Source organism: Lapidilactobacillus bayanensis (genome assembly GCF_003946695.1).
In the GTDB taxonomy this organism is placed as follows: Bacteria; Bacillota; Bacilli; order Lactobacillales; family Lactobacillaceae; genus Lapidilactobacillus; species Lapidilactobacillus bayanensis.
On sequence record NZ_RHOX01000028.1, the window covers coordinates 1 to 24356 of the forward strand.

21 protein-coding genes are annotated in these 24356 nt (G+C 40.9%); 2 read left to right on the top strand and 19 right to left on the bottom strand.

The features are described from left to right. Nucleotides 1-202: 202 nt before the first annotated feature. From EKM65_RS09455 to EKM65_RS09480, 6 genes are all read right to left on the bottom strand, one after another. The gene (locus EKM65_RS09455; protein ID WP_125607855.1) at nt 203-472 is read right to left on the bottom strand and encodes a hypothetical protein; all 270 of its coding nucleotides are present in this window, start codon (nt 470-472) and stop codon (nt 203-205) included. Between the two features lie 110 nt (nt 473-582). Then, complete coding sequence (gene alr, locus EKM65_RS09460) at nt 583-1716, bottom strand: alanine racemase (protein ID WP_125607857.1); 1134 nt, start codon at nt 1714-1716, stop codon at nt 583-585. Between the two features lie 3 nt (nt 1717-1719). Then, nucleotides 1720-2085, bottom strand: a complete 366-nt coding sequence (gene acpS, locus EKM65_RS09465; RefSeq protein WP_125607860.1) for a holo-ACP synthase — start codon at nt 2083-2085, stop codon at nt 1720-1722. Nucleotides 2086-2297: 212 nt separating this feature from the next. Beyond that, entirely contained in the window at nt 2298-3869 is a 1572-nt protein-coding gene (locus EKM65_RS09470) for a DEAD/DEAH box helicase (RefSeq protein ID WP_125607862.1), read from the bottom strand. Nucleotides 3870-4801: 932 nt separating this feature from the next. Then, entirely contained in the window at nt 4802-6175 is a 1374-nt protein-coding gene (locus EKM65_RS09475) for a UDP-N-acetylmuramoyl-tripeptide--D-alanyl-D-alanine ligase (protein ID WP_125607863.1), read from the bottom strand. 44 nt (nt 6176-6219) lie between these two features. After that, a complete protein-coding gene (locus EKM65_RS09480; RefSeq protein WP_225420447.1) occupies nt 6220-7314 on the bottom strand; it encodes a D-alanine--D-alanine ligase family protein in 1095 nt (364 codons plus the stop codon). 422 nt (nt 7315-7736) lie between these two features. Between EKM65_RS09480 and EKM65_RS09485 the strand changes: the two genes are divergently transcribed. After that, on the top strand, nt 7737-8093 hold the full coding sequence (locus EKM65_RS09485; RefSeq protein WP_125607867.1) for a hypothetical protein: 357 nt from the start codon (nt 7737-7739) through the stop codon (nt 8091-8093). A gap of 154 nt (nt 8094-8247) precedes the next feature. Here EKM65_RS09485 and EKM65_RS09490 read toward each other — a convergent pair whose 3' ends face one another. The 6 genes from EKM65_RS09490 to EKM65_RS09515 all read right to left on the bottom strand — a co-directional run bounded on the left by EKM65_RS09490 (nt 8248) and on the right by EKM65_RS09515 (nt 14853). Further along, nucleotides 8248-9453 (bottom strand): multidrug efflux MFS transporter, encoded by a 1206-nt coding sequence (locus EKM65_RS09490; RefSeq protein ID WP_125607869.1) that lies wholly within the window; start codon nt 9451-9453, stop codon nt 8248-8250. A gap of 301 nt (nt 9454-9754) precedes the next feature. Further along, nucleotides 9755-10012: a type B 50S ribosomal protein L31 gene (locus EKM65_RS09495; protein WP_125607871.1), complete on the bottom strand. Its 258-nt coding sequence runs from the start codon at nt 10010-10012 to the stop codon at nt 9755-9757. A 95-nt stretch (nt 10013-10107) separates the two neighbouring features. Continuing rightward, on the bottom strand, nt 10108-11430 hold the full coding sequence (locus tag EKM65_RS09500) for a UDP-N-acetylglucosamine 1-carboxyvinyltransferase (protein ID WP_125607872.1): 1323 nt from the start codon (nt 11428-11430) through the stop codon (nt 10108-10110). A 441-nt stretch (nt 11431-11871) separates the two neighbouring features. Further along, nucleotides 11872-13500: a CTP synthase gene (locus EKM65_RS09505; protein WP_125607874.1), complete on the bottom strand. Its 1629-nt coding sequence runs from the start codon at nt 13498-13500 to the stop codon at nt 11872-11874. Nucleotides 13501-13701: 201 nt separating this feature from the next. Beyond that, complete coding sequence (gene rpoE, locus EKM65_RS09510; protein WP_125607876.1) at nt 13702-14364, bottom strand: DNA-directed RNA polymerase subunit delta; 663 nt, start codon at nt 14362-14364, stop codon at nt 13702-13704. 42 nt (nt 14365-14406) lie between these two features. Then, a complete protein-coding gene (locus EKM65_RS09515; protein WP_125607878.1) occupies nt 14407-14853 on the bottom strand; it encodes a DUF1934 domain-containing protein in 447 nt (148 codons plus the stop codon). A gap of 240 nt (nt 14854-15093) precedes the next feature. Here EKM65_RS09515 and EKM65_RS09520 point away from each other — a divergent pair, with 240 nt between their 5' ends. Continuing rightward, on the top strand, nt 15094-16449 hold the full coding sequence (locus tag EKM65_RS09520) for an HD domain-containing protein (RefSeq protein WP_125607880.1): 1356 nt from the start codon (nt 15094-15096) through the stop codon (nt 16447-16449). Between the two features lie 634 nt (nt 16450-17083). On the opposite strand, the gene EKM65_RS09525 is transcribed toward EKM65_RS09520, so the two are convergent. From EKM65_RS09525 to EKM65_RS09555, 7 genes are all read right to left on the bottom strand, one after another. After that, nucleotides 17084-18058, bottom strand: a complete 975-nt coding sequence (locus EKM65_RS09525) for a ribose-phosphate diphosphokinase (RefSeq protein WP_125607882.1) — start codon at nt 18056-18058, stop codon at nt 17084-17086. A gap of 33 nt (nt 18059-18091) precedes the next feature. Beyond that, nucleotides 18092-19480: a bifunctional UDP-N-acetylglucosamine diphosphorylase/glucosamine-1-phosphate N-acetyltransferase GlmU gene (gene glmU, locus EKM65_RS09530; RefSeq protein ID WP_125607884.1), complete on the bottom strand. Its 1389-nt coding sequence runs from the start codon at nt 19478-19480 to the stop codon at nt 18092-18094. Between the two features lie 320 nt (nt 19481-19800). Beyond that, nucleotides 19801-20649 carry a pur operon repressor gene (gene purR / locus EKM65_RS09535; RefSeq protein WP_125607886.1) on the bottom strand — a complete coding sequence of 283 codons (849 nt, stop codon included), beginning with the start codon at nt 20647-20649 and terminating at the stop codon, nt 19801-19803. Nucleotides 20650-20980: 331 nt separating this feature from the next. Then, nucleotides 20981-21241, bottom strand: a complete 261-nt coding sequence (locus EKM65_RS09540; RefSeq protein WP_125607887.1) for a Veg family protein — start codon at nt 21239-21241, stop codon at nt 20981-20983. A gap of 277 nt (nt 21242-21518) precedes the next feature. Beyond that, the gene (gene rsmA / locus EKM65_RS09545) at nt 21519-22415 is read right to left on the bottom strand and encodes a 16S rRNA (adenine(1518)-N(6)/adenine(1519)-N(6))-dimethyltransferase RsmA (RefSeq protein ID WP_125607889.1); all 897 of its coding nucleotides are present in this window, start codon (nt 22413-22415) and stop codon (nt 21519-21521) included. Then, nucleotides 22415-22969 carry a ribonuclease M5 gene (gene rnmV, locus EKM65_RS09550; RefSeq protein ID WP_125607891.1) on the bottom strand — a complete coding sequence of 185 codons (555 nt, stop codon included), beginning with the start codon at nt 22967-22969 and terminating at the stop codon, nt 22415-22417. The genes rsmA and rnmV overlap by 1 nt, the downstream gene beginning before the upstream one ends. Beyond that, nucleotides 22966-23745, bottom strand: a complete 780-nt coding sequence (locus tag EKM65_RS09555; protein ID WP_125607893.1) for a TatD family hydrolase — start codon at nt 23743-23745, stop codon at nt 22966-22968. The genes rnmV and EKM65_RS09555 overlap by 4 nt, the downstream gene beginning before the upstream one ends. Between the last annotated feature and the right edge of the window lie 611 nt (nt 23746-24356).

Below are 24356 nucleotides of genomic sequence, written 5' to 3' on the forward strand. Positions count from 1 at the left end.
TCGACTTATGATTCCGACTACTACGGCTCATAGCGGACTTTCACCGCCTAGATAACAATCATGCCGAGCGCACCAAACTTTCTTGTAAGTGGTAAACCACTAACAAGAATACCGCGGCTAACCGCGATTTCCCTCCGGCACTGAAAAACGAGCGTTAGTGCAGCTTAACTGCAAATTTGTGTTTCTAAAAATTTGAAGGAATTCAACCACTCGTCATTTCAGCACTTGCGCAAAGGTTGCTCTCTTGCTTGTTTAGTGGTGGAAAATAAATACCGCTCAGTAGTGACATTAATGTTGGCAATTTATTGCCTACATTAAGGCTCGTATTTGAGACGATTTGTATTTCAATCGGAGAGTGCGGAAAGCAACGGGTTGATGGCATTAATTTAATTGAAAAATTGATGCAAGCTAATGCAACAATTTTTTCAATTAAATTAATGCCATCAGTTGCTTGTAGCACGTTTCGGCTCAAATCGACGCCCACTACGTTCCAGCGACAAGTATTTATTTGCCGCCACGGCACCCGCACTTTTCGTATGCAACCTTTACACAAGTGCGAAGAAGCTCAAACCTAAGATACTATTAATCCTCTCTTCTTGGCAAATAATGGCGAGGAATCCGATCGTGCAGATCGCAGACGATTTCATAATGAATCGTATCCGCATAATCAGCTACCTCTTGCAACGTGATTTCATCAGCTTCATCACGACCGATTAAAGTAACTTTCTCACCAACTGCGAATTTTTCTGGTAGCCGCACCATGATTTGATCCATGCAGACGCGGCCAACAATTGGACAACGTTGCCCTTTAATTAGAACAGTCATGCCCGACATGCGACGCAACCAACCGTCGGCATACCCAATCGGAATCGTGCCAATCCACTCATCATTTTGCGCCGTATAAGTAGCACCATAACTAACCGAATCACCAGCATGAATCTGTTTCACAAAAATCAACTCGCTAAATAACGATAATGCGGGTTGTAAATCATAGGGTGCAGCTAAAGCATGGCCAGAAGGATTTAAACCATAGATGGCAACGCCGAAACGAATCATGTTGCACTGGCAGGCTTCGTGCCATAAACTAGTCGCTGAATTTGCGACGTGAACATAACGTGGTCGTTTTGGTAAAGCCGCCAACATCAGTTTAAACTTAGCCACTTGCTGTTCAAAGTAAATTGTATCTTTTTCATCAGCAGTTGCAAAGTGAGTAAAAATACCTTCTAAAGTAAAATATTTTGATTCCTCAACAAAAATTGCAGTAGTATGCAAGGCGACAACATCAGTAAAACCAATTCGACCCATACCTGTATCGGTCGCAAAATGAATTTTTAACTGTGGGCAATCAGTAACCTCACTTAAAAAGTTACTTGCATCATCCAACCAGTCTTGATCACCGACTGTTAACGAAATATTCTGCGCGGCAGCAACAGGTGCAGCTTGTGCACTCGTAATTCCTAATACCAGAATTGGTGCGGCAATTTGCGCAGCACGCAACGCTAAAGCCTCATCAATTGTGGCGACGCAAAAACCCGTTGCGCCGGCTTCTTGACACACACGTGCAACCGGAATTAAACCGTGACCATAAGCGTCCGCTTTAACGACCGCAAAAAGCGCCGTCTCCGCATTCAAACGTCGCTTCTCTTCATGAACATTGTGATAAATTGCTTGTTGATCGACCTCGATATAAGTTGGTCGTAAATATGATGGTTGCATCTTCTAATCCTTCTCTATCGTTTCTAGAATAACTTCAGTCGTCACTAACGCATCTGTATGCGAAATCGTAACATATGCCGCGCCGGCATATGGCTGTTTCGTAATCACCGGTTTACCTAGAGGATCATCAAGAATTTCAATATCATGAAGACCAATTTTCCCTAGACCAGTGCCATAAGCTTTAGAATAAGATTCCTTAGCCGAGAAACGACCAGCTAAATATTCCATTTGAAATTTTGAATTAGGTATTTGCTGAAAAATAGCCAATTCTTTGTCTGTCAAAACTTTATCAGCAAAACGTGAATTGCGTTGATAAGCCTGAATAATCCGGGGAATATCTGTTAAATCAATACCAATACCGTAAATCATTTGCAGCACATCCTTCCCTCTTCTCAAACTATCATAAGCGAAATATTCAGATTAGTAAAACTTAACATTTTCAAAATAAGATGAAATTAATTCATGTCATTAAAACAAATAATTCGAGCAACTAGTTTTTTTTGATTAGCGATGACGTGTTACCAGCGCATTAAAAAAGCAAGATGAAAAAAATTTTCACCTTGCCTTAGAAAGTTATTAAATTATGCGTTAGGGTTTTTACGGATTGTAAAGTTGCGTTTATTTGATGTGTGACGCTTAGCATCTGAACCACGATTTGAATCGTGCTTCCGGCTGGAATCATGACCGCCGCGATCACGATCACTATGACGTGAACCATTGCCACTGCCATTGCTGTGGCGATCATGTGAATAACTACTATGACGGTTACCATTACCCCGATAACCACCACGTCCACCATGACTATTGCCATGACTACTACGCGAAACTTTTCGACCAGGTAATGGGCGTTCTGGTGCGATATGAACTGGGACTTCGTTTTCATCTTTAATCAATGATTTCAACAAAGCAGTTGCTAATTGTTCTGGAGAGAACTTCTCCAACAATTCTTGAGCAGGTCCTACGAAACGCTCTGAATCACTCTGCTTAACTAATTCATCAACCGTACCATTTGCCATTTCAACCTGACCATGAAAAGCTTCTTTAGCCGTTGGTGGCTTGAGCGGTGTTACACGCACCCGAGTTAATTCCTCGATTGCATGTAAGTATGTCATTTCGTTTGGTGCGACAAAAGTTACGGCGACACCTTTAGCACCAGCACGGCCCGTACGACCAATACGATGGACATAACTATCTTGATCCTGCGGAATATCATAGTTGTAAACATGCGTTACACCAGAAATATCCAAACCACGAGCAGCAACGTCAGTAGCAACTAAGAATTGTAACTCACCATTCTTAAATTGACGTAAAACGCTCATCCGTTTCTGTTGAGTTAAGTCGCCGTGAATACCTTCAGCGTTATAACCACGAGCTTGCAAGCCCTTAGTCAATTCATCAACACGACGCTTCGTCCGGCCAAAAATCAAAGCAAGCTTCGGATTTTGGACATCGAACAAACGTGTCATAATATCAAAACGTTCAAATTCTTTTGAACGCACATAATATTGATCAATCAAATCGGCTGTTAACTCTTTTGACTTGATCTTAACAATTTTAGGGCTTTGCATGAATTTTTCAGCAATACCCATAATTGCCTTAGGCATAGTAGCTGAGAAAAGTAACGTCTGATGGTCATTGGGAACATGACTTAAAATGCTCTCGATATCTTCAACGAAACCCATATCCAACATTTCGTCGGCCTCATCAAGCACGATGGTATGAATGTGGTCCAGACGAACTGTCCGACGATTAATATGGTCTAACAAACGACCTGGTGTCCCAACAAGTACTTGTGGTGAATCTTTTAAATTACGAATCTGCCGGCCAATATCAGCACCACCATAAACAGCAAGTGCGCGGACATGCTCGCCCCGACCTAAACGGGAAACTTCTTCTTGAGTCTGAACAGCCAATTCACGAGTTGGTGAAATAACCAACGCCTGAATATTGTGTTCATTCATATCAACTTTTTGAATAATTGGTAATGCAAAAGCAGCAGTTTTACCAGTACCTGTCTGCGCCTGACCAATGACATCGTCGCCACCTAACACCAAGGGAATTGTCTTCTCTTGGATTGGGGTAGTTTCAGTGAAACCGGCCTTTTCGACTGCAGTAAGTAACTGATCATCTAAATTAAGTTCTGAAAATTTCAAAAAATATCCTCCTATGTTCTGAAAAAAACAATCACATCACAGAAGGTTTTCATTACTCACTCAATAAGTCTGCCTGCAATCACTTTTTTCAATAACACTGTCTTAACAGCGTTCTTAATATAATACCATTAATTTAAGCCAATCACAAGCAACTAGGCTAGCAAATGTTTTCAGAAAACAAATTGCAAAACGAATTGTTTCTTTGAAATTTACTTCTAAAAACATCATCATTACTAAGAAATTGGTTGTTAGTATTTGTTTCTTGTTATCATAAAAAATGGTAAATACTGCTGATTAAGACAGTGGAAACTGAAACTGCTTTGTTGTGGTTCTTCGCGCTTGCGCAAAGGTTGCTGATAAGACATGCGCGTTGTCGTGGCGGCGAAATAATACTTTGCGCTGGAACGTAGTGGGCGTCGATTTGAGCCGATTAAAGTACAAATCGTCTCAAATACGAGCCTTACTGTAGGTGATAAATCACCAACAGTAATTTCACTACTGAGCGGTATTATTTCGCCGCCACTAATCTGACAAGAGTGCAACCTATGCGCAAGCGCTGAATTGACGAGTGGTTAAATTACCCTCAAAAAAAATTTGAGAAGTACAAATTTGAGGTTAAGCTGTACTAACGCACTTTGGTCAGTGCCGGAGGGAAATCGCGGTCAGCTGTGAAATTCTCGTTAGCGATTTATCGCTTACGAGAAGGCCGAGCTTTAAGACAATCGCAGATTGGCTTAAAGTCGAGCCCACAGCGTTCCACCAGTGCATTTCCCGTCGGCACGAAGAACTGCAATATAACAGTTTTAGGACATATCACAAAGCTCGAAATATACCATGAATAATCTCACAAGGACATCAATAAACATCGCCGAAATATTCAAAAAGACAAAAAGAAGCCACGGCAAAATTACCGCGGCTTCATATGCATTCAATTACATTAACTCTTTTAATACCTGATCAAAGTGCATCCCGTTACTTGCCTTTAGCAGAACTAGATCTGCGGCAGTCACGGCCGCTTGTAAGTCTTGAATCAATTTAGCTTGTTGACTTTGATCATAGTAATGCAGTGTTGTTTCTGAATAACGCGATTGCAGAGCTTGATATAAATAGGCCATTTCTGGACCATACAAGTAAACTTGCTGAATCTGATCTGGTGTGATATCCGTGGCTAAGCCAGCATGAAGTTCACCAGACTTTTCACCCAATTCCAACATATCACCTAAAACAACAATATGTTGCCCAACGGTTGGTGCTGCCACAAAGCCCTGTAAGACCTCATGAACAGCAGTGGGGTTAGAATTATAAACGTCACTTAAAATCATCGCACCTGATTTACTCTTCAACCACTGATTACGGTTCTCGGTTGGCTGGAATGTTGCCAACGCAGCAGCCATTGTTTCCGGTTTAATGTGGAAGCGACGCCCTACTGTTAAAGCTGCTAAAGCGTTCATCACATTAAATTCTCCCATCATTGGAATGGAGAATTCAATCTTGGGCCACTTGTTGACTGTAAATTCTGAGCGTTTAGAACCAAGTTGCATCGATGTTTTATAAAGATAATTATCATCGTTGAATCCAAAAGTCATTGGTTCCCATTTCGCAGCACGACTTGTTAATAGTGGTTCATCACCATTAATAATCAGCGTGCCATCTTCTTTGAGACCAGATGTAATCTCCATCTTGGCATCCGCAATTTTATCGCGAGTACCGAAGAATTCAATATGTGCTTCGCCAATCATCGTAATAACAGCAAGATCAGGTTTAACCATATCACTCAAAAACGTTAGCTGCCCGAAATGATCCATTCCCATTTCTACAACTAATATCTCAGTATTGGTTTCCATCCCTAAAATAGTTAACGGTACACCGATTGCATTATTGTGATTGCCCTGTGTTTTAGCAGTATTATTTTGCGTTGCCAAAATAGCCGCAATCATATCCTTAGTCGTTGTTTTACCATTACTGCCGGTCACGGCAATGACTTGCGGATTAACTTTCATTAAATAATACTTCGCTAATTCTTGCAACGCGGTTAAAGGATCAGCAACTTCAATGACCGAAATATCATTAGGACGGTCAGCATGACCTGTTTGCCAGAATGTTGCCGACGCACCATTACGTTGCGCACTGTCAACAAATTCGTGACCATCACGGCGACCAACTAACGGCACAAACAAACTTCCTTGTGTTGCCTTGCGACTGTCAATCGCGATATTATTAATTACAACGTTTGAAAATTGTGTTTGTTGCACTTCTGAAATCGTTGCACCTACTGCTTGAGCGATTTCAGCTAATGTCATTTTCATTGATATGGGACCTCACTGTCATTTACTTATAGAATTGCTGTACTTTAGAAGTTGGCTGAGATTTGACTTTTCACTTGATACTCATCAATTCCCAATTGAATCAATTGATCAATTAAATCAGCATAGGCAACACCACTCGCCTGCCATAAATAAGGATACATCGAAAACTCAGTAAACCCAGGTAATGTTTGAATCTCGTTTAAGAATACGTCGCCAGCTTCATTCAAGAAGAAGTCCGCCCGTGTTAAGCCAGTTGCACCAACGGCATTGAAGGCCAGAATTGAATATTTTTGAACAGCCAACAATTGTTCATTCGTAATGCTGGCAGGGATAATTAGCTTAGTTGAACCGTCAACGAATTTTGATTCATAATCATAAAATTCTTGTTTCTTACCAATTTCACCAGCAATTGAAGCCTTAGGATCATTGTTACCTAAAACACCAACAGCTAATTCACGCGCATTAACAATACCTTGTTCAACAATTACACGATCGTCATACTTGAAAGCTAATACCAATGCAGCTTGTAAGTCTGCTGCTGTATCAACTTTAGTAATACCAATACTTGAACCGCCATTGGCTGGCTTAACGTAAACCGGAAAACCTAATTCAGATGAAATTTTGGTATGAATGGCTTTAATATCACTAGCAGCTTGATAGTGTGCGGCTAAAACAGCCACATATGGCACTTGCGGAATTTTAAATTCGTCAAAAATAATCTTTGACATAATTTTGTCCATTGCGACAGCACTAGCACGAATGCCGGCACCGACATATGGAACATTTAAGACTTCCAATAGTCCTTGAATAGTACCATCTTCACCGAAAGTACCGTGAATCATCGGAAATACTACCGCATCTTTAGCATTGGCTAATTCTTCTAACTGGAATTTAGTTCCTAAAGAATGTTCTGGCTCTTGACGCCAACTGGCCGTTGCTGCAACATCCAACTTAAGTGCTTGGTCGTCAGCAACTGGCGCTGTGATGGGCAAACCCTTAATAAACTCACCAGCGCGCGTAATGTAAATCGGAATAACTTCGTACTTGTTATAATCAATTGCCTCAAGTGCGGAGCGCGTACTCATAATCGTGACATCATGTTCTGCAGTACGTCCACCGTACATAAAGTATAGTTTCATCAACGTGATTCCTCCTAAGAATAAAAAATTTGATTTAACTCCCGAGTAAATGAACCTTTATTTTAATCCAAAACTTAAAGTAAAGCAAGATATTCTCAATCTTGTCACGAATAATTCGAGCTAACTTCACTGTTCAACACGATTGCAAAAGTAACAAATAACTTATCGCTAGAGATTAACTGACTAAGCCTCTAAAATCTCATTAATCCTATTTTACCCGTTTACTACACTTAAGCCAACTAGCGACGCAGTAAATTCCAAAATTTATCCCAGTGTAATCTTGAGTGCAACGGATATAATCCTAATTTTGCCACTGAGCAAAATTATTTTGCTTTCGTCATCCAACGTGCTAAAGCCTAAAACTGTTGTGTCGTGCTTCTTCGTGCCTGTGCAAAGGTTGCTTATTTAGTGTGACGAGTACCGTGAGGGAAAATAAATACGTGTCGCTGGAACGTAGTGGGCGTCGATTTGAGCCGATTGAAATACAAATCGTCTCAAATGCGAGCCTTAATGTAAGCAATAAATTGCCAACATTCATGTCACTACTGAGCGGTATTTATTTTCCCTCACTAAACAAGCAAGATGGCAACCTTTGCGCAAGCGCTGAATTAACAAGTGGTTGGAGTGCTTCTAACTTTCAGGAGCACAAATTTGCTATTAAAACACGCCATATCATCTCGTTCGTCAGTGCAGGAGGGAAATCGCGGTCAGCCGCGGCATTCTTGTTAGTGGTTTACCACTTACAAGAATGTTTGTATTTGAGACAAATCGGGCTTTGATTTGGCTCAAATCAATACTCGCAGCGTTCCACCAGCGCATTTCCCGTAGGCACGAAGAACTTCAACATCATAGTTCTAGATTTTTCAGACAAGCGCACCAAAAAAAGCACTTGCAGTCGCAAGTGCCTCACGCAATCTATCAAAAAATTAAAGTCTAATTAATCTCACGCGTTGAAAAACGGACCCAGATTAAATTAATAATAACTAGGACTGTCGAAGAAATAAAGACACCGCCATAACCAAAGCCGCCAGAAACAACCGAACCAAGCATGGGGCCAATAACATTACCCGTCGCTTGGAAAGATTGATTATAGCTAAAGATTCGTCCGGTAACTTCATGAGGTGAGTTCTTAGCTAATAAAGTCTGCACTTGTGGTAACAATGCCGCATCAACTATGCCCACGAAGAACCGCAAGATTCCTAACTGCCAAATATTTTGGACGAAGGCTTGTGGGAAATAAACCAGTAATCCGAACAATAATCCAAAGAATAAGATTTTTTGAGTGCCGATGCGATCACCTAACGCACCAAATCTTGGTGCCGCAATCAGCGTAGCAATTCCAGGAATTGATGCGATAATGCCACTAATAATATTTAAACTACTGGTGTTACCAACTAATTGGCGGACATACAAACTTAAAATAGGGTTAATCGAATTATTAGAAGCCTGGATGATTAAGGTGGTCACAAACATGCCAATAATAACTTCGGGATGTTTTAACTCCGTAAATAATTTGCGCATTGATTGTTGTGCACTGCGCGCAATTGGGGTAAATTTCTCATGAACCGCAAAAACGGTCAAAATAAACACAATGAACAACAGTGAACCCGTAATAAAGAAAGTTACACGATAGCCAAACGCCGTCGCAACAATTCCGCCCAATAAAGGCCCTAGCAGCGTTCCTGTGACACTACCAGTAGTTAGTGTCCCTAAAGCTTGGCCGCTGTGCTCACGAGGCGTTTGCGTCGCAATTAGCGCATTTGCATTGCTAATGTAACCAGAGAAGACACCTTGCAGGAATCGTAATGCAACAAGTTGATAAACATTGGTGACCAATCCCATTAAGGTGATCACGATTGCCATCCCGATTGAAGCACGCATTAACATTAACTTGCGGCCTTTTTGATCGGCTAATCGTCCCCACATTGGTGAAACAATTGCGGTTACTAAAAACGTTGACGAAAAGGTTACCCCACTCCACAAGTTCAATTGTGTCTGAGTATATTTACCCAAGGAATCTATATATAACGACATAAATGGCGTTATTAAACTAAAACCAATCCCCACCATAAAGCAACCGAACCAAAGAATTCGTAAGTTCTGTTGCCATTGTGGTAGGCGTTTCTTTGTCTCATTCATGACTAAAATCACCCAATCTTATTAATTCAATACTGTCTTGGAAATACGATGATTAAAAAAATCAACACTCACTAAAAACACATAAGTTTTATTATAGACCAATAACCGTTGTAAACAAAAAAGGATTGGGGATAAACTCCCCAAATCCTTTTTTCGATATCCTCATCAGACAAAATCTGAGTTCAAATATCATGACTAAAACGCGCTCTTCAAGCAGAACTTCGGTTAAAAAAGCAACTAGGTTAATTGCCCTAATCGACTTTCACCTGTTGCCTTTAAACAATCAACAAAAAATTATTGACTACTTCTTGTTGTCGTCTGTTAAACCATACTTCTTGTTGAAACGATCTACACGGCCATCGGCTTGCGTAAACTTCTGCTTACCAGTGTAGAATGGATGTGAGTCTGAAGTGATTTCCACACGGATCAATGGATATTCTTTACCCTCAAATTCAACTGTTTCACTTGATGTTTTTGTTGAACCAGAAACAAATTTAAAACCTGTTGCTGAGTCCATAAATACGACTTCATGATAATCTGGATGAATTCCTTGTTTCATTTTTCCTAACTCCTTTTCCCTAACACATTTGCTATGCTAGAGTCCAATTCGACAAATCATTAACAATTAATAATTTTACCATGACTATTGTTGTTTTACAATGCTTTTTTTTCAGTTGCGACGGCTTCAATCACGTGCTTGGTTTCTACGCTGTCGGCTTCATCAGCCATTTCCACATCAGCACCTAAATTACGCAATTTCATAATAACGCGATCATAACCACGCAAAATATTCTCAACTTTATGAATCGTCGTCGTGCCTTCTGCCATTAGACCAGCGATCATTAAAGCTGCGCCCGCGCGAATTTCGTCGGCTGTAACATCTGTTCCCTGCAGTTTATCAGTATGGCGCAATAAAATAATATCGTTCTCAACCGTGATATTAGCACCCATCCGCACTAATTCAGGGACGTGGCGGACTCGTTTCGGATAAATCGTATCAACGATCATGCCCTCACCCTGCGCCTTTAACAGTAGCGGCGTAATTGGTTGCTGCAAATCGGTTGCGAAGCCAGGATAAGGCATCGTTTTAACCGTGACCATTCTAAGATCACCTGTTGGATAGACATAAATGCTATCCTCGTTAACATCAAAATGAACACCAATCTCTTCCATCTTGGCTAAAAATGAATCTAAATGTTCACTAATAATATTTTTAACCGTGATCCCGTTGCCAATAGCCGCAGCCATTGACAAATAAGTACCGGCTTCGATTCGATCAGGAATAATCGTGTGCGAATTGCGTGCATACAAATGAGGCACGCCTTCGATGCGAATCGTGTCAGTACCAGCACCACGAATTTTGGCGCCCATGTTGTTCAAAAAAGTTGCTAAATCAATAATCTCAGGTTCTTTCGCAACGTTTTCGATGATGGTTGTTCCTGTCGCGCGCACCGCAGCTAAAATAACGTTAATCGTAGCTCCTACTGAAACCATATCAAAATATATTCGCGCACCATGCAGCCCTTCGTCTGGTGCTTGAATAAACATCGCACCGCATTCATTACTAACGCGGGCGCCTAACGCCTCAAACCCCTTAATATGTTGATCAATTGGTCGCGGTCCAATATCATCGCCACCAGGCATACCAACAATAGCTCGACCAAAGCGCCCTAATAATGCCCCCATAAAATAATAGGAAGCACGCAAACTCTTAATTTTACCGTTAGGCAATGGCTTCGACACAATACGAGTGGGATCAATTTCTAAACAAGTCTCATTAAGTTCAGACGAAACGTTCATATCATCAAGAATAGCTCTTAAGTTCTTAACATCTTGGATCAAAGGAACACCATCAAGTTGAACCTTAGACTCAGAAAGAATGGCAGCTGGTATCAACGCAACGGTACTATTCTTAGCACCACCGATACAAACTTCACCAGACAGTGGCTTTCCGCCGTGGATAATCATTTTTTTCATGTGGCAGGTTCCTTTATCATCATGTAATTAAGTCATTAATTGTCAGTTTACTAAGATTAATTAATATGAAACGGCAAATAAGAATATCTTCTTATCTCGAATTGTTGGACATACGTTCGCATAACACAAGCGTTGCCAATAACTATCATATAGAATTCAGGGCGAAAAAACAAGCTATAATCCACGTCTTCTGAAAAGTTTCACGGTGAAACAACGCCTTAATTAGGTTTTCACCACACAAAAAAACGGAACTTGGGCGAAAATCCCAGTTCCGTTTTTGATCTCGATGATAAGTTGAAGTCTTGGTCTTAAACACCCTGATCAAACCGTTCTGCTCAATCAAGAATCCAGTCAAATAAAGCAGTTGCGTTAATCATTGAACTCAATTTATTTTTTTCACGCTGATTAGTCAATTCAGCTAACAGTCACTGACAAAGCAAACTAGTTGTCAGCCTTTTCCCAAGCATGTTCTGGTAAATCAGAAGCGGCCTTAACAAACGACTTAAATAAACCTTCTGGACGCATTGGTCGTGATAAGAATTCTGGGTGGTATTGTGCGGCAACGAAGAATTTCTTGTCTGGTAATTCGATAATTTCAACTAAACGATTATCTGGCGAAACACCTGAGAAGACCATGCCTTTAGCGGCCATCTCATCCCGATATTTGTTGTTGAATTCATAACGATGACGATGACGTTCTTGAATCACACTTTGGTTATCATAAGCGGCGGCTGCGACTGATCCTGGTTTGAGCTTGCAAGGATAAGCACCTAAACGCAGCGTTCCCCCAATGTTTTCAACGCCTTCTTGATCGGCCATCAAGTCAATTACGTTATGTTTAGTTTCAAGATTGACTTCGGTTGTATCAGCATCTGCGTAACCTAAAACGTCACGGGCAAATTCTACACAGGCCATTTGCATACCTAAACAAATCCCTAAAAACGGAATATCATGCTCGCGAGCATACTTGATTGTGGCAATTTTACCTTCAAGACCACGGTTCCCAAAACCACCAGGTACAATAATACCTTGTGTATCGCCTAAATAATCAGCAACGTTATCATCAGTAATATCTTCTGCTTGAACTTTAACTAACTCGATATCAGAATCGAAGAGATAGCCAGCATGTTTTAAAGCTTCAGTAACCGAAATATAGGCATCTTGTAATTCAACATATTTACCAACCAAAGTAATTTTAGTCCGGTGGGTTAAATGTTGAACTCGATATTCAAGTTGTTGCCATTCAGTCATATTGGCTTTAGGTGTTGCTAAATGCAGATAATCGCAAACAATTTGATCCATATTTTGCTTTTGTAAATTCAACGGAATAGCATATAACGTCTTAACATCCAATGATTCAATCACGGCTTCTGGATCAACATCACAGAATGAGGCAATCTTATTACGCATTTCTTGAGTAATTGGTTTTTCAGAACGTACCACCAAAATATCTGGTTGAATGCCAATACTCCGTAACTCTTTGACACTATGTTGAGTCGGCTTTGTTTTCATCTCACCAGCAGCTCGTAAATATGGAATTAAAGTTGTATGAATGTAAACAACATTCTCAGCACCAACTTCGGCTTTCATTTGGCGTAACGCTTCAAGATATGGCAACGACTCGATATCACCAACTGTTCCACCGACTTCTGTGATAATGACATCTGAGTCCGTCGTATTGGCGGCCCGCATGATCTTATCTTTGATCATATCTGTGATATGTGGAATAACTTGAACCGTCGCACCGTTATAATCACCGTGGCGTTCACGACGAATAACTTCCGAATAAACTTTACCAGTGGTTACGTTGGAGTATCGGTTAAGATCATTGTCGACGAAACGTTCATAGTGGCCTAAATCTAAATCAGTTTCAGCACCATCGTTCGTCACAAATACTTCACCATGTTGATAAGGATTCATAGTACCAGGGTCGACGTTGATGTAGGGGTCGAACTTCTGCATCGTTACTTTTAAGCCGCGGTTCTTCAACAAGCGACCTAATGATGCAGCAACGATACCTTTACCCAATGAAGAAACAACGCCGCCAGTTACAAAAATATACTTTGTCATTTTGACACTCCTCTATAAGTTGTGAAAATCAGGGATAAACAAAACAAAGTCTCCTATTCATCGAATAGGAGACTTAATGCGATTGACTTTACAATGTAAAGTGCCCAAAAGATATACTACAAATATTTCAGGCATTCGTCAAGTCCTTTGTTTACAGAAAATATGATCAATGCTATTCCGACTTATATGTGACAATCAAAATTATTCTTGGTCGTCATCGTCGTCTGAATCATCATCAGCTTCGTCATCATCGTCACTGAAGTCAGCATCAGTATTATCGACTAACTCGTCATCGTTAAACTCAGACAGTTGACCTTCGATACCATCATCAAGCTCATCGCTATCATCGTCATCATCACTATCATCAATGTCTGTCATATCAGTACTCTTAAAGACACTGGTAATGTTCGTGCTGCTGGCCGCTGTATCGTCGTCTTCTTCATCTTCAGGAGCGACTAATGTGTCATCATCTTCTGGATCATCATCATTATAGTCGATAACATCATCATCATCGGAAACGTCAGCTAAGAAGGCATTAACCTTATGACGACGCTTCTTACGAGGAACATCTTCCTCATCTTCAGGATGGTTAACTTCTTCATCGACAGAATCGAAGGGATACCACTCACGTAAACCCCAAACGTTCTCGCCAAGTGAAATAAAACTACCACCCTCGTTTAAGTCAGTATAAAATTGACCCAGTCGAGCACGAATCTCTTCGTCACTTTTACCTAAATAAGTTTGAATTTGGTTAACAATATCAGCAAAAGCCATTGCTTCGCCAGACTCTACAAGAATAGCGTGAGCAACCTCAATCATTGATAGTTCGGATTTCTTCTGACCCGCAAAAATGTCTAGTTGCACGGGGACACATCCTTTCAGCAATCTATCTTTTATAATACTCGATTATTGTTGGAAAATCAATCTTAATTGGTATTTTCCTAGTTGTTGATGGCTACTGAGCAACACATAATCAAGTGCAATTTCACCAGTCGTCGGTTCATTTTGTAGACGCACTTTCATCATCGTGGTCCGCGTGATAATCGGCACATTGCCATACGGTGTTTGATAAACCGTCTCAATTTCGTGAGCTAAGGCGAAACGTAATTGCAAACGAGTTTCATCTTGACCACGCGTTAAAATAATCAGACCATCCTCTTGCAATTTCAACGTAACCGGAACAGCTGCAGAAGTCTCTGTATTCATTTCATGGTAACGCAAATATAGCGTGGTACCCATTCGAATAAGTTGCCCAGTCACATCAAAAACATGTTGTTCAAATTGACCGTCTTGCTCAATCTGCGTTGTTAAGTGAATTTTAATTGATAATTCCGCGTTAGCATCTAATGCCATGTTTCACCTCTCCCCAGTTTAATTAACCCGATTGTCGATGCATTTAATCTATTATAAGACATTACGCATTCTTTTTTCGCAAAAATGCATTATTTTATTGAAAAAGGGGTACAAACTGCACAGAATAGGCCTGTTTACGGTATACTAACAGTAGCAACAAATAGAAATCATCATTCATTTCAGTCATCTTTAACGTTTTAATCGCGATGACAAATGATGATGTAAATAAGGAGTGATCCTATGCGCAATGTCGTCATCTTACCACGCGAGAAGGTTCTACGTGATCCAGTCCAAAATTATATTCACGTCACACATCAAGTTATTCTTGATTTAATCAACACACCTGAATTTCAGCGCTTGCGCCGCATCAAACAGTTAGGTGCATCCTCATTCACCTTCCATGGTGCAGAACATTCACGTTTCACCCATTCGGTTGGCGTTTATGAAATCACACGCCAAATCTGCGATAACTTTCAACGTAATTATCCAACCCAAACACCTGGCGATGGTCTTTGGGATGACAACGAACGAATCGTCGCCTTGTGTGCTGCATTATTGCACGACATTGGTCACGGCCCTGAATCACATACTTTTGAACACATCTTTGATACCGATCATGAAGCAATTACGCGCGCTATTTTAACATCACCAGATACACAAGTTAATCGCGTGCTACGCGAAGTTAGTCCAGAGTTCCCTGCTGAGGTTGCCAGCGTGATTGGTAAAACTTATCCAAATCCCCAAGTCGTTCAAATGATCAGTAGTCAAATTGATGCCGACCGAATGGATTATTTACTGCGCGATGCCTACAACACGGGAACAAAGTACGGCATGTTTGATTTAACCAGAATTCTCCGCGTAATGCGTCCCTATAAAAATGGGATTGCTTTTCAAAGTGATGGCATGCATGCGGTTGAAGATTATATTGTCTGTCGTTTCCAAATGTACCAACAGGTTTATTTCCACCCAGTTAGCCGCGCTATGGAAGTGGTCTTGGATCATTTATTACACCGTGCTAAATATCTATACGAGCATGATCAAATGACCGCAAGTCAAACACCAAATTTATTAGTGCCGTTTTTAGAGAACGATTGGAATTTAAGCGATTACTTACGGCTTGATGATGGCACGCTGACCACTTACTTTACGCTATGGCGCGATCACCCTGACGATATTCTCCGTGACTTAGCCTCACGTTTCTTAGATCGCCGACCGTTTAAATCCGTTCGTTTTACACCAGCTACGCGTTACTTAATTCCTGATCTGCAACGACTGATCGAAGAGGCCGGCTTTAATCCTGAATACTACACTGCCATTAACGACAGTTATGATTTGCCATACGACGCTTATGACCCCTCTTCAAAAGAACCTAAAACTCAAATTGAATTAATGGAAAAAGATGGTGCCTTGGAAGAATTATCAACGGTTAGTCCCATTGTTGCCGCAATCACCGGTAAAAGCACCGGCGATGAACGCTTCTTCTTTCCCAGAGAAATGGTCCATCCTGAAGAATTGCAATTATTTGAGCCACTCTACCATAAATTCCAAAGTTACTTGCACAACGACAATTTAATCGATCCGCAAAGTCAATTATGATATTGACCGACTAACTAAAACCCGGAACTGTTGCTTTGCGGTTCTTCGCGCTTGTGCAAAGGTTGCATATGGAGCGTGGCGAGTACCGTGAGGGAAAATAAATACTTGTCGCTGGAACGTGGTGGACACTGCTTGAAGCCAATTTTTGCAAAATTGTCTCCAAGACAGGTCTTGTTGTAACAGCTAAAGCTGCAACAACAATCTCACCACTGAGCGGTATTTATTTTCCCTCAGTAAACAAACAAGATAGCAACCTTTGCGCAAGCGCTGAATTGACGAGTGGTTGAATCACTTCTAATTTTTTAGAAGCACAAATTCGCGGTTATATCACGCAATATCATCACTCTTGTCAGTGCCGGAGGGAAATCGCGGTCAGCCGCGTCATTCTTGTTAATGGTTTACCATTTACAAGAAAGTTTGTATTTGAGACAAATGGGTTTTAATTTGGCTCAAATCAAACTCGCAGCGTTCCACCAGCGCATTTCCCGCAGGCACGAAGAAACACAATATAATAGTTCTAGAATTCACAGCAAGCACAGAAAAGGATACTTCAATTTTCTATCATTCAAAAAGCTCCCAGTCAAAAGTAATATTGACTGGGAGCTTTGTTCATTCGAGCGATAAGACGACTTGATTAATGTTGCGTAAAACGAGTAACAAATAGTGGACTAACAGCTTGATTTTCGTAAATACGTTTGATAGCATCGCCGATTAGTGGACCAACAGAAATTTGTACCATCTTAGGAATCATTTTTTCTGAGGTTAATTGAATCGAATCCGTAACGACTAACTTCTTGATTGGAGAATCCGTAATTCGCTGAATAGCTGGGCCTGATAAAACTGGATGCGTACAGCTGGCATAAACTTCAGTTGCTCCGGCATCAACTAGTGCTTGAGCGGCTAAGGTTATCGTACCGGCGGTGTCAATCATATCGTCAATAATGATCGCGCGCTTATTCTTAACATTGCCAATAATATTCATGACTTCAGCAACGTTGGCACGAGGCCGACGTTTGTCAATAATAGCAATTGGTGTTTTTAAGAACTCGGCCAACCGCCGTGCTCGACCAACGCCACCATGATCAGGTGAAATCACAACCGCATCTTCATTCAGATGATTGGACAGGAAATAATCAGCAATTAACGGTGAACCAACTAAATGATCAACCGGAATATCAAAGAAGCCTTGAATTTGTGCAGCATGTAAGTCTAATGCCACGATTCGATCGGCTCCGGCACGTTGTAACATGTCAGCAACTAACCGTGCAGTAATCGGCTCACGCGCGCGAGTTTTACGATCTTGACGTGCATAACCATAATATGGAATCACTGCGTTAATTGTTCGCGCTGAGGCACGACGCAACGCATCAATTGTAATCAATAATTCCATCAAATTATCATTGACTGGTGCAGAAGTGGATTGAATGATAAAAACATCGTCACCACGAACACTTTCCTCAATATTAATTTGAATTTCACCATCTGAAAAGCGAGTAACAGATGATTTTCCTAATGGTACTCCGACCGCAGCAGCAATTTTCTCTGCTAACGGCTTATTAGAATTTAAGGCAAAGATTTTAAGCTCTGACTCAACGTATTTACTAGTCATCGTTTCCTCCTAATTTGACACACTAACAAGATTTTATAACCAATCAGGATCTTGAGCAAGGGGTAATTTTTGCCAATAGTTATCTTTATTCACTTGACGAGCTCGAGCAATCGCCATGGCATGCTCGGGAACATCGTTTGTAACCGTTGAGCCAGCAGCAACAAAGCTATGTTGATCCAGTTCTAATGGTGCGACTAAATTACTATTACTACCGATAAAACTGTGATTGCCAACATTAGTATGGAATTTCTTAACGCCATCATAATTAACGAACACCACACCACAACCAACATTAATATCTGTACCTAACGTTGCATCGCCGACGTATGATAGATGCCCCACTTTAGTCCGTGCACCAATCGTTGCGTTTTTAACTTCGCAGAAATTACCAATATGCGCCTCTTCACCAATCACAGCTTTAGGCCGGAGATGACTATTAGGCCCAATGTTAGAACCGGACATCATTTCTGCTTCTTCAATTGTTGAACTAGTAATCTGAACGCGATCATGGATCTTCGCATCAACCAATTCAGAATGCGAACCAATCACACAGTCACCGCCAATTTCAGTATGGCCTTTTAAGTTAACACTGCCTTCAACAATGGTATCTGAACCAATCTTAACGTCAATGTCAATATGCGCCGTTGCGGGGTCGATTAACGTCACCCCGTTACGCATATGTTGCTCATTAATTCGTTGTTGCATAATTTTGGTGGCGACGGATAAAGCGACGCGATCATTAACACCTAATGATTCTGTGAAATCAGGAGTTTGATAAGCCGCAACAATCCCACCAGCATCTTTAATAATTTGAATCACATCGGTCAAATAATACTCGCCTTGAGCATTATGATTCGTAACTTGGTGTAAGGCATTAAAAAGTGTTTGGTTGTCGAAACAAAAGACGCCCGTATTAATTTCATGAACGGCAGCCTCTTCTTGAGTCGCATCTTTTTGTTCGACAATTCGTTCGACAATTCCTAACTCATTACGAATAATTCGCCCATAGCCTGTCGGATCTTCAGCCTGAGCTGTTAAAATTGTCGCCTTAGCACCTTTTGCTTGATGATAAGCAAATAGTTTTTCAAAAGTTTGCGCAGTTAACAGCGGTGTATCACCATTAACAACTAAAGTCATTCCTTCTTGAGCACCTAATTGTGGCTCAGCTTGCAAAACAGCGTGGCCAGTGCCCAATTGTTCTTCTTGAAAGGCATAAGTACTACGATCACCTAATAAGTCTTCAACGGCTTCAGCACCATGCCCCACAACCGTGACGATTTGTTCAGGCTGAGCCAATTCAACCTGAGTAATGACATGATCGACCATTGACCGGCCACAAACTTGATGCAATACTTTATAAAGTTTAGATTTCATCCGCGTGCCCTGACCAGCTGCCAGGACAATTGCATAACGACTTGACATAATAAACTTCCCTTCATCTAGACCAATTAACTGATACACACCCTTAATAATAACTTACCAAAAAAAGAAACTCAATAGAAAAACGCCTTGCAATAGCGTTTTATCTTGATTTATGGGTAAAAAAATAAACTGAGACAAAAAATCCCAGTTTATTTTATTTGGTCTGATCAGCGAACAAAACGCTGAATCTGGTTCGTTTAACAACGTCGCTTCGCTCTACTAAAAAACCTGATCAACAGCGTAACTAGGCTAATTCAAAAACTCAAGACGGCCTTTTAATACGCGTTGGCGAAACACCATTTTAATTTGAAATTATTATTTTAATTTTCTCGAGCAGCGTTCATTGTGGCTAACTTTTCTAAATAATTACCCGGTTGAACCTGAATTTGGTCGGTCTGTGTGTTAATCTCGACGACTTCTAATAACGACGTATAGTCCTGAACCGCACGTTGACCACTAAAGGCGGTCTCAGCGAAAACAGTAATTCCGACTAAATGAGCATTAAATTCTTTAATGAGATCGTGCATCCCATGAATGGTCCCGCCGCCCTTCATGAAATCATCCACAATAACCACGTTGGCGCCATCAGATAAACTACGTTTAGATAATTCCATTTTTTGAACACGATCAGATGAACCAGAAACATAGTTGACACTAACGGTTGCGCCCTCAGTGATTTTGGGATCACGTCGTGCGACAACAAATGGCGCGCCCAAATAACTAGCAACACTTTGAGCAATTGGGATCCCTTTAGTCGCAACCGTCATAACAGCGTCCACTTTTTTATCGGAGTACTGCGCAGCAATCAACCGACCAATCACTTTTAAATAAGTGGGCGTTCCTAAGAGATCAGATAAATACAAATAACCACCAGGTAATAGCCGATTACTGTCGGCCATCTTTTCCGCCATCAGGTCCAAGAAATCGTGTGCTAATGGTTCACTAACGCCAGGTAAATATTCAACCCCACCCGCAGCTCCCGGTAATGTTCGAACAATTCCTAAGCCTTGAGCTTTAAATGCACGTTTAATAATAACCAGATCTTCACTGATTGAGGACTTGGCAGAACCATAGCGTTTCACGAAGAACGGTAATGCGACTAATTCACGAGGATGATCTAATAAGAAATTAGTTAAGTCAATTAAACGATCACTGCGGCGAACCTTCATAGCAAATGACTCCTTATCATAATAAAATAATGTCAAATGAATCAGTACAGATGATGAGATGCAAGACTAACACGAACAATCAATAATTAATCAACTTGGTTTAATAATTAAAGATAATCAGTAATACCATGGTCAACATCATGATAAATAATAGCCAAGTATTTATTAAGCACGAATAATTAAGCGTCATCCACCATAATAAAGTGACAATCGTTCGTCTTTTAATCATAACACAAAAGTTACGTAATACCATCAATAAATAATAGATAGGCACGTTGAGCGACAAAAAAAGACCTAGGTTAGCCGCCCGAGTCTATTTTTAGAAATGATATTAATTATTTGTTGTTGCTAAGTCGCCACCGTCGAACTCAATCTCGATTGACTTGGTAAGCAGATCCGTATAGCTATATGAAACACGTTCAAAAGCATTCTCATCTTGATTAAGATCAACCACGAAAACAGCTGGATATGTTTCTTTCAACGTACCATGACGCCGAGTGATCTTCTTACGACCAGCCTGTGCGACGACAGTTAAATGTTGACCGAGATGATCATCCAATTGATGCTTGATTGTTGCTAATGACATTGGCATATGCACCCACTCCTTGTGAAACATTATATCACGAATTATCACAATTTACAACTACACAAATGTTCGTTGAAAAATTATGATCATATGTGGGACAAACATGGGACTAACCATGATGATCAGCGATGTCGTTCTGTTCAACCAAAAATTTGCTTAAACAAAACGGCGTCGTTAAGGCACTGACACGCTAGTTTTTGTCATACATCAACCTAAAATAAACGGACCCGAAATTTTCAGCTCAAGTTCTTCTCTATTTTAAATCCAGAACATTTAATTGACACTATTTAGAACGCTTACTTGCAAATGTTGTGAAACATACATTGCTCAAGTCAATAAATTTTTGAATCGGCAATTGCTCTGCGCGAACTTGGACAGGTAAATCAAGTTGCTTAATAATCTCAGTAATTTGTTCACGTTTATCCTTACCGAACAGATTGGCTAAGTTATTTTGCAAACTCTTGCGTCGCTGTTGAAAACTACTCTTAATAATGGTGGCAAACATTTCTGAATGTTCAATTTGATAGGGTGACTGTTGATAACGTTGCAAAACTAAAACGGCTGAATCAACATTCGGTTGCGGTACAAAAGAAGTTCTCGGGACAATTTGCGCAATATCTGCGGTCATTTGTGTCTGCACTTCAATACTAAGTGACCCGTAATGTTTATTGCCAGAATCGGCAGTAATGCGTTGCGCCACTTCTTTTTGCATCATCAAGACTAAGACATCGGGTTGAACTTCACCATTAATTAAACTGAACATAATCGGTGTTGTGATGTAATACGGTAAGTTAGCAACAACTTTGATTGCGCCATAATCCGAGTAATTTGCCGTTAAAGTGGCTAAATCGGTCTTAAGAATATCTTGATTAATAATTTCAATATTGTCATAAGGTGCTAGAGTATCAGCTAAAATCGGCAATAAGCGTTCGTCAATCTCAACGGCAACCACTTGTTTAACTCGTCGCGCTAATTGTTCTGTCAACGACCCGATTCCTGGACCAATTTCCACAACTAAATCCGTTGGCTGCAAATCTGCCGCATCTAAAATACCAGTTAACACGGCTTTATTGGTTAAAAAGTTTTGTCCCAAACTCTTTTTAAATTGAAAACCATAACGCCGTAAAATTGCTTGGGTACGAATTGGATCGGCAATATCTAGCGGTTGAATCTCGGTCATTAAAGTAACCCCATTTCTGTCAACGCATCTTTTAATTCTTGCGGTGTAATTTGAAACATCTGTAGTTTGCGAGCCAACTGTTTGCCATTGGCATAACCAATATGCAAATAGTCTCCTAATTGTTCACGACGTGTTTTCGCATCAACACCAGCAATCAAGCCTAAATCGGCCAGATCAGATTGTGAAATCACTGGTGCCGTTTCCGTCGGTGAAGTCGTCGTCAACATATTCTTCAAACTGGCTTGCAACGCTTCAGCAGATGCGTGCTCGACACCTAAGCTACCACGATTATGCGGCCGTGCTTCACGACGAGGCAGAAATGCTTGTTTAGCCTGAGGGACGATCTCCAAAACTTTCTTGCGAATTCTTTCACCGTTAAAATCAGGATCAGTTAACACGACCACGTCACGAGTTTCTGCAATTCTTTCAATTTGGGACAAAATAGATTCTGGTACTGCCGAACCTTGAGTTTCAATTGTGTCGACATCGCCAAAAACTTCTTTTAAACGCCGAGTGTCGTCACGGCCCTCAACAATAATAACTTCTTTAATCATTCGTTATCCTCTAAATGAAAAACTTTTAAAGTATTGCGGTACGTTTGCTGCGCAATTGTCGCTGTCGGTAACCCCAATGCCTTGGCAATCCCTTCAACAACATAATAAGTGTAGCCAGGTTCATTCATCTTGCCACGATAAGGCATCGGTGTTAAATAAGGTGCATCGGTCTCCACTAGCAATTTGTCCAAGGGTGTTTGTTGCAAACTTTCCCGCAAATAAGCAGCGTTTTTAAATGTAACCACCCCACTATACGACAAATAGGCGCCTAAATCCAAAAACGGCTTGACCCATTTTGACTCAGCATTAAAACTATGCATGACAATTTGACCAGCCGGTAATTGTGCCGCCTTTAAAATATCGTAGGTATCTTGCAGAGCCTCACGGGTATGAATCGAAACTGGCAGATGATAGTCTTTAGCAATCGCTAATTGCTGACGAAAGACTTCACACTGCACCTCACGTGGCGAAGTATCCCAGTGGTAATCTAGGCCAATTTCTCCAACCGCAATTACTTTCGGTAATCGTAATTGTTCACGCAGTTGTTGTTCAGCCACTTGATCGAAATCTTTCGCATCTTCAGGATGCCAACCAATAATGGCATAAAGCTGACGAAATTCAGACGCTAATCTTAAAGCGCCGGCATTTAAGATTGCATTTGAACCGACCATTGCCATCTTAACCACACCGAGTTGCTCAGCGCGCTGAACATACAACGCCTCCTGACCAGCAAAAGCCTCATCATTTAAATGCGTGTGCGAATCAAAAATTTTCAAACGATTACTCCTTAAATCATAATCAAAACTGCTTGCCGATAATTAAACTGTTATGCTATCGGTTCTCCGTGCCTGCAGAAAATACGCTGCAAGCATTATTGAAATGACAAAACCTAGAACTGGTATGTTGTGGTTCTTCATGCCTACGGGAAATGCGCTGGTGGAGCGCTGCGAGCATTGGTTTGAGCCGAATAAATATCAAATTAACTTGAATCTTGTAAATCCTAGAACTGTCATGTTGTGGTTCATCGTGCCTACGGGAAATACGCTGGTGGAACGCTGCGAGCACGACTTTAAGCCAATCAAAGATTGTCTTAAAGCTCGGCTTTCTTGTAAATGGTAAACCATTAACAAGAATTCCGCGGCTGACCGCGATTTCCCTCCGGCACTGACAAAAGAGATATAGTGGTGTTATTTAACAGCAAATTTGTACTTCTAAAAATTTAGAAGTAATTCAACCACTCGTCAATTCAGTGCTTGCGCAAAGGTTGCCCTCTTGCTAGATAAGTGGCGGCGAAAGAATACCGCTCAGTAGATCGAGTAGGAAGTAATTGTAAATTACCGTCCTCTCACACCACCGTACGTACGGTTCCGTATACGGCGGTTCAATA

Coding starts and splice junctions, on each gene's coding strand:
- EKM65_RS09475 (WP_125607863.1), bottom strand. CDS start 6,175: ATGAAAATGACATTAGCTGAAATCGCTCAAGCAGTAGGTGCAACGATT.
- rnmV (WP_125607891.1), bottom strand. CDS start 22,969: ATGATTAAAGAAGTTATTATTGTTGAGGGCCGTGACGACACTCGGCGT.
- EKM65_RS09505 (WP_125607874.1), bottom strand. CDS start 13,500: ATGACAAAGTATATTTTTGTAACTGGCGGCGTTGTTTCTTCATTGGGT.
- EKM65_RS09525 (WP_125607882.1), bottom strand. CDS start 18,058: ATGACTAGTAAATACGTTGAGTCAGAGCTTAAAATCTTTGCCTTAAAT.
- acpS (WP_125607860.1), bottom strand. CDS start 2,085: ATGATTTACGGTATTGGTATTGATTTAACAGATATTCCCCGGATTATT.
- EKM65_RS09495 (WP_125607871.1), bottom strand. CDS start 10,012: ATGAAACAAGGAATTCATCCAGATTATCATGAAGTCGTATTTATGGAC.
- EKM65_RS09520 (WP_125607880.1), top strand. CDS start 15,094: ATGCGCAATGTCGTCATCTTACCACGCGAGAAGGTTCTACGTGATCCA.
- EKM65_RS09490 (WP_125607869.1), bottom strand. CDS start 9,453: ATGAATGAGACAAAGAAACGCCTACCACAATGGCAACAGAACTTACGA.
- EKM65_RS09515 (WP_125607878.1), bottom strand. CDS start 14,853: ATGGCATTAGATGCTAACGCGGAATTATCAATTAAAATTCACTTAACA.
- EKM65_RS09540 (WP_125607887.1), bottom strand. CDS start 21,241: ATGCCAATGTCATTAGCAACAATCAAGCATCAATTGGATGATCATCTC.
- glmU (WP_125607884.1), bottom strand. CDS start 19,480: ATGTCAAGTCGTTATGCAATTGTCCTGGCAGCTGGTCAGGGCACGCGG.
- rsmA (WP_125607889.1), bottom strand. CDS start 22,415: ATGACCGAGATTCAACCGCTAGATATTGCCGATCCAATTCGTACCCAA.
- purR (WP_125607886.1), bottom strand. CDS start 20,649: ATGAAGGTTCGCCGCAGTGATCGTTTAATTGACTTAACTAATTTCTTA.
- EKM65_RS09500 (WP_125607872.1), bottom strand. CDS start 11,430: ATGAAAAAAATGATTATCCACGGCGGAAAGCCACTGTCTGGTGAAGTT.
- alr (WP_125607857.1), bottom strand. CDS start 1,716: ATGCAACCATCATATTTACGACCAACTTATATCGAGGTCGATCAACAA.
- EKM65_RS09480 (WP_225420447.1), bottom strand. CDS start 7,314: ATGAAACTATACTTTATGTACGGTGGACGTACTGCAGAACATGATGTC.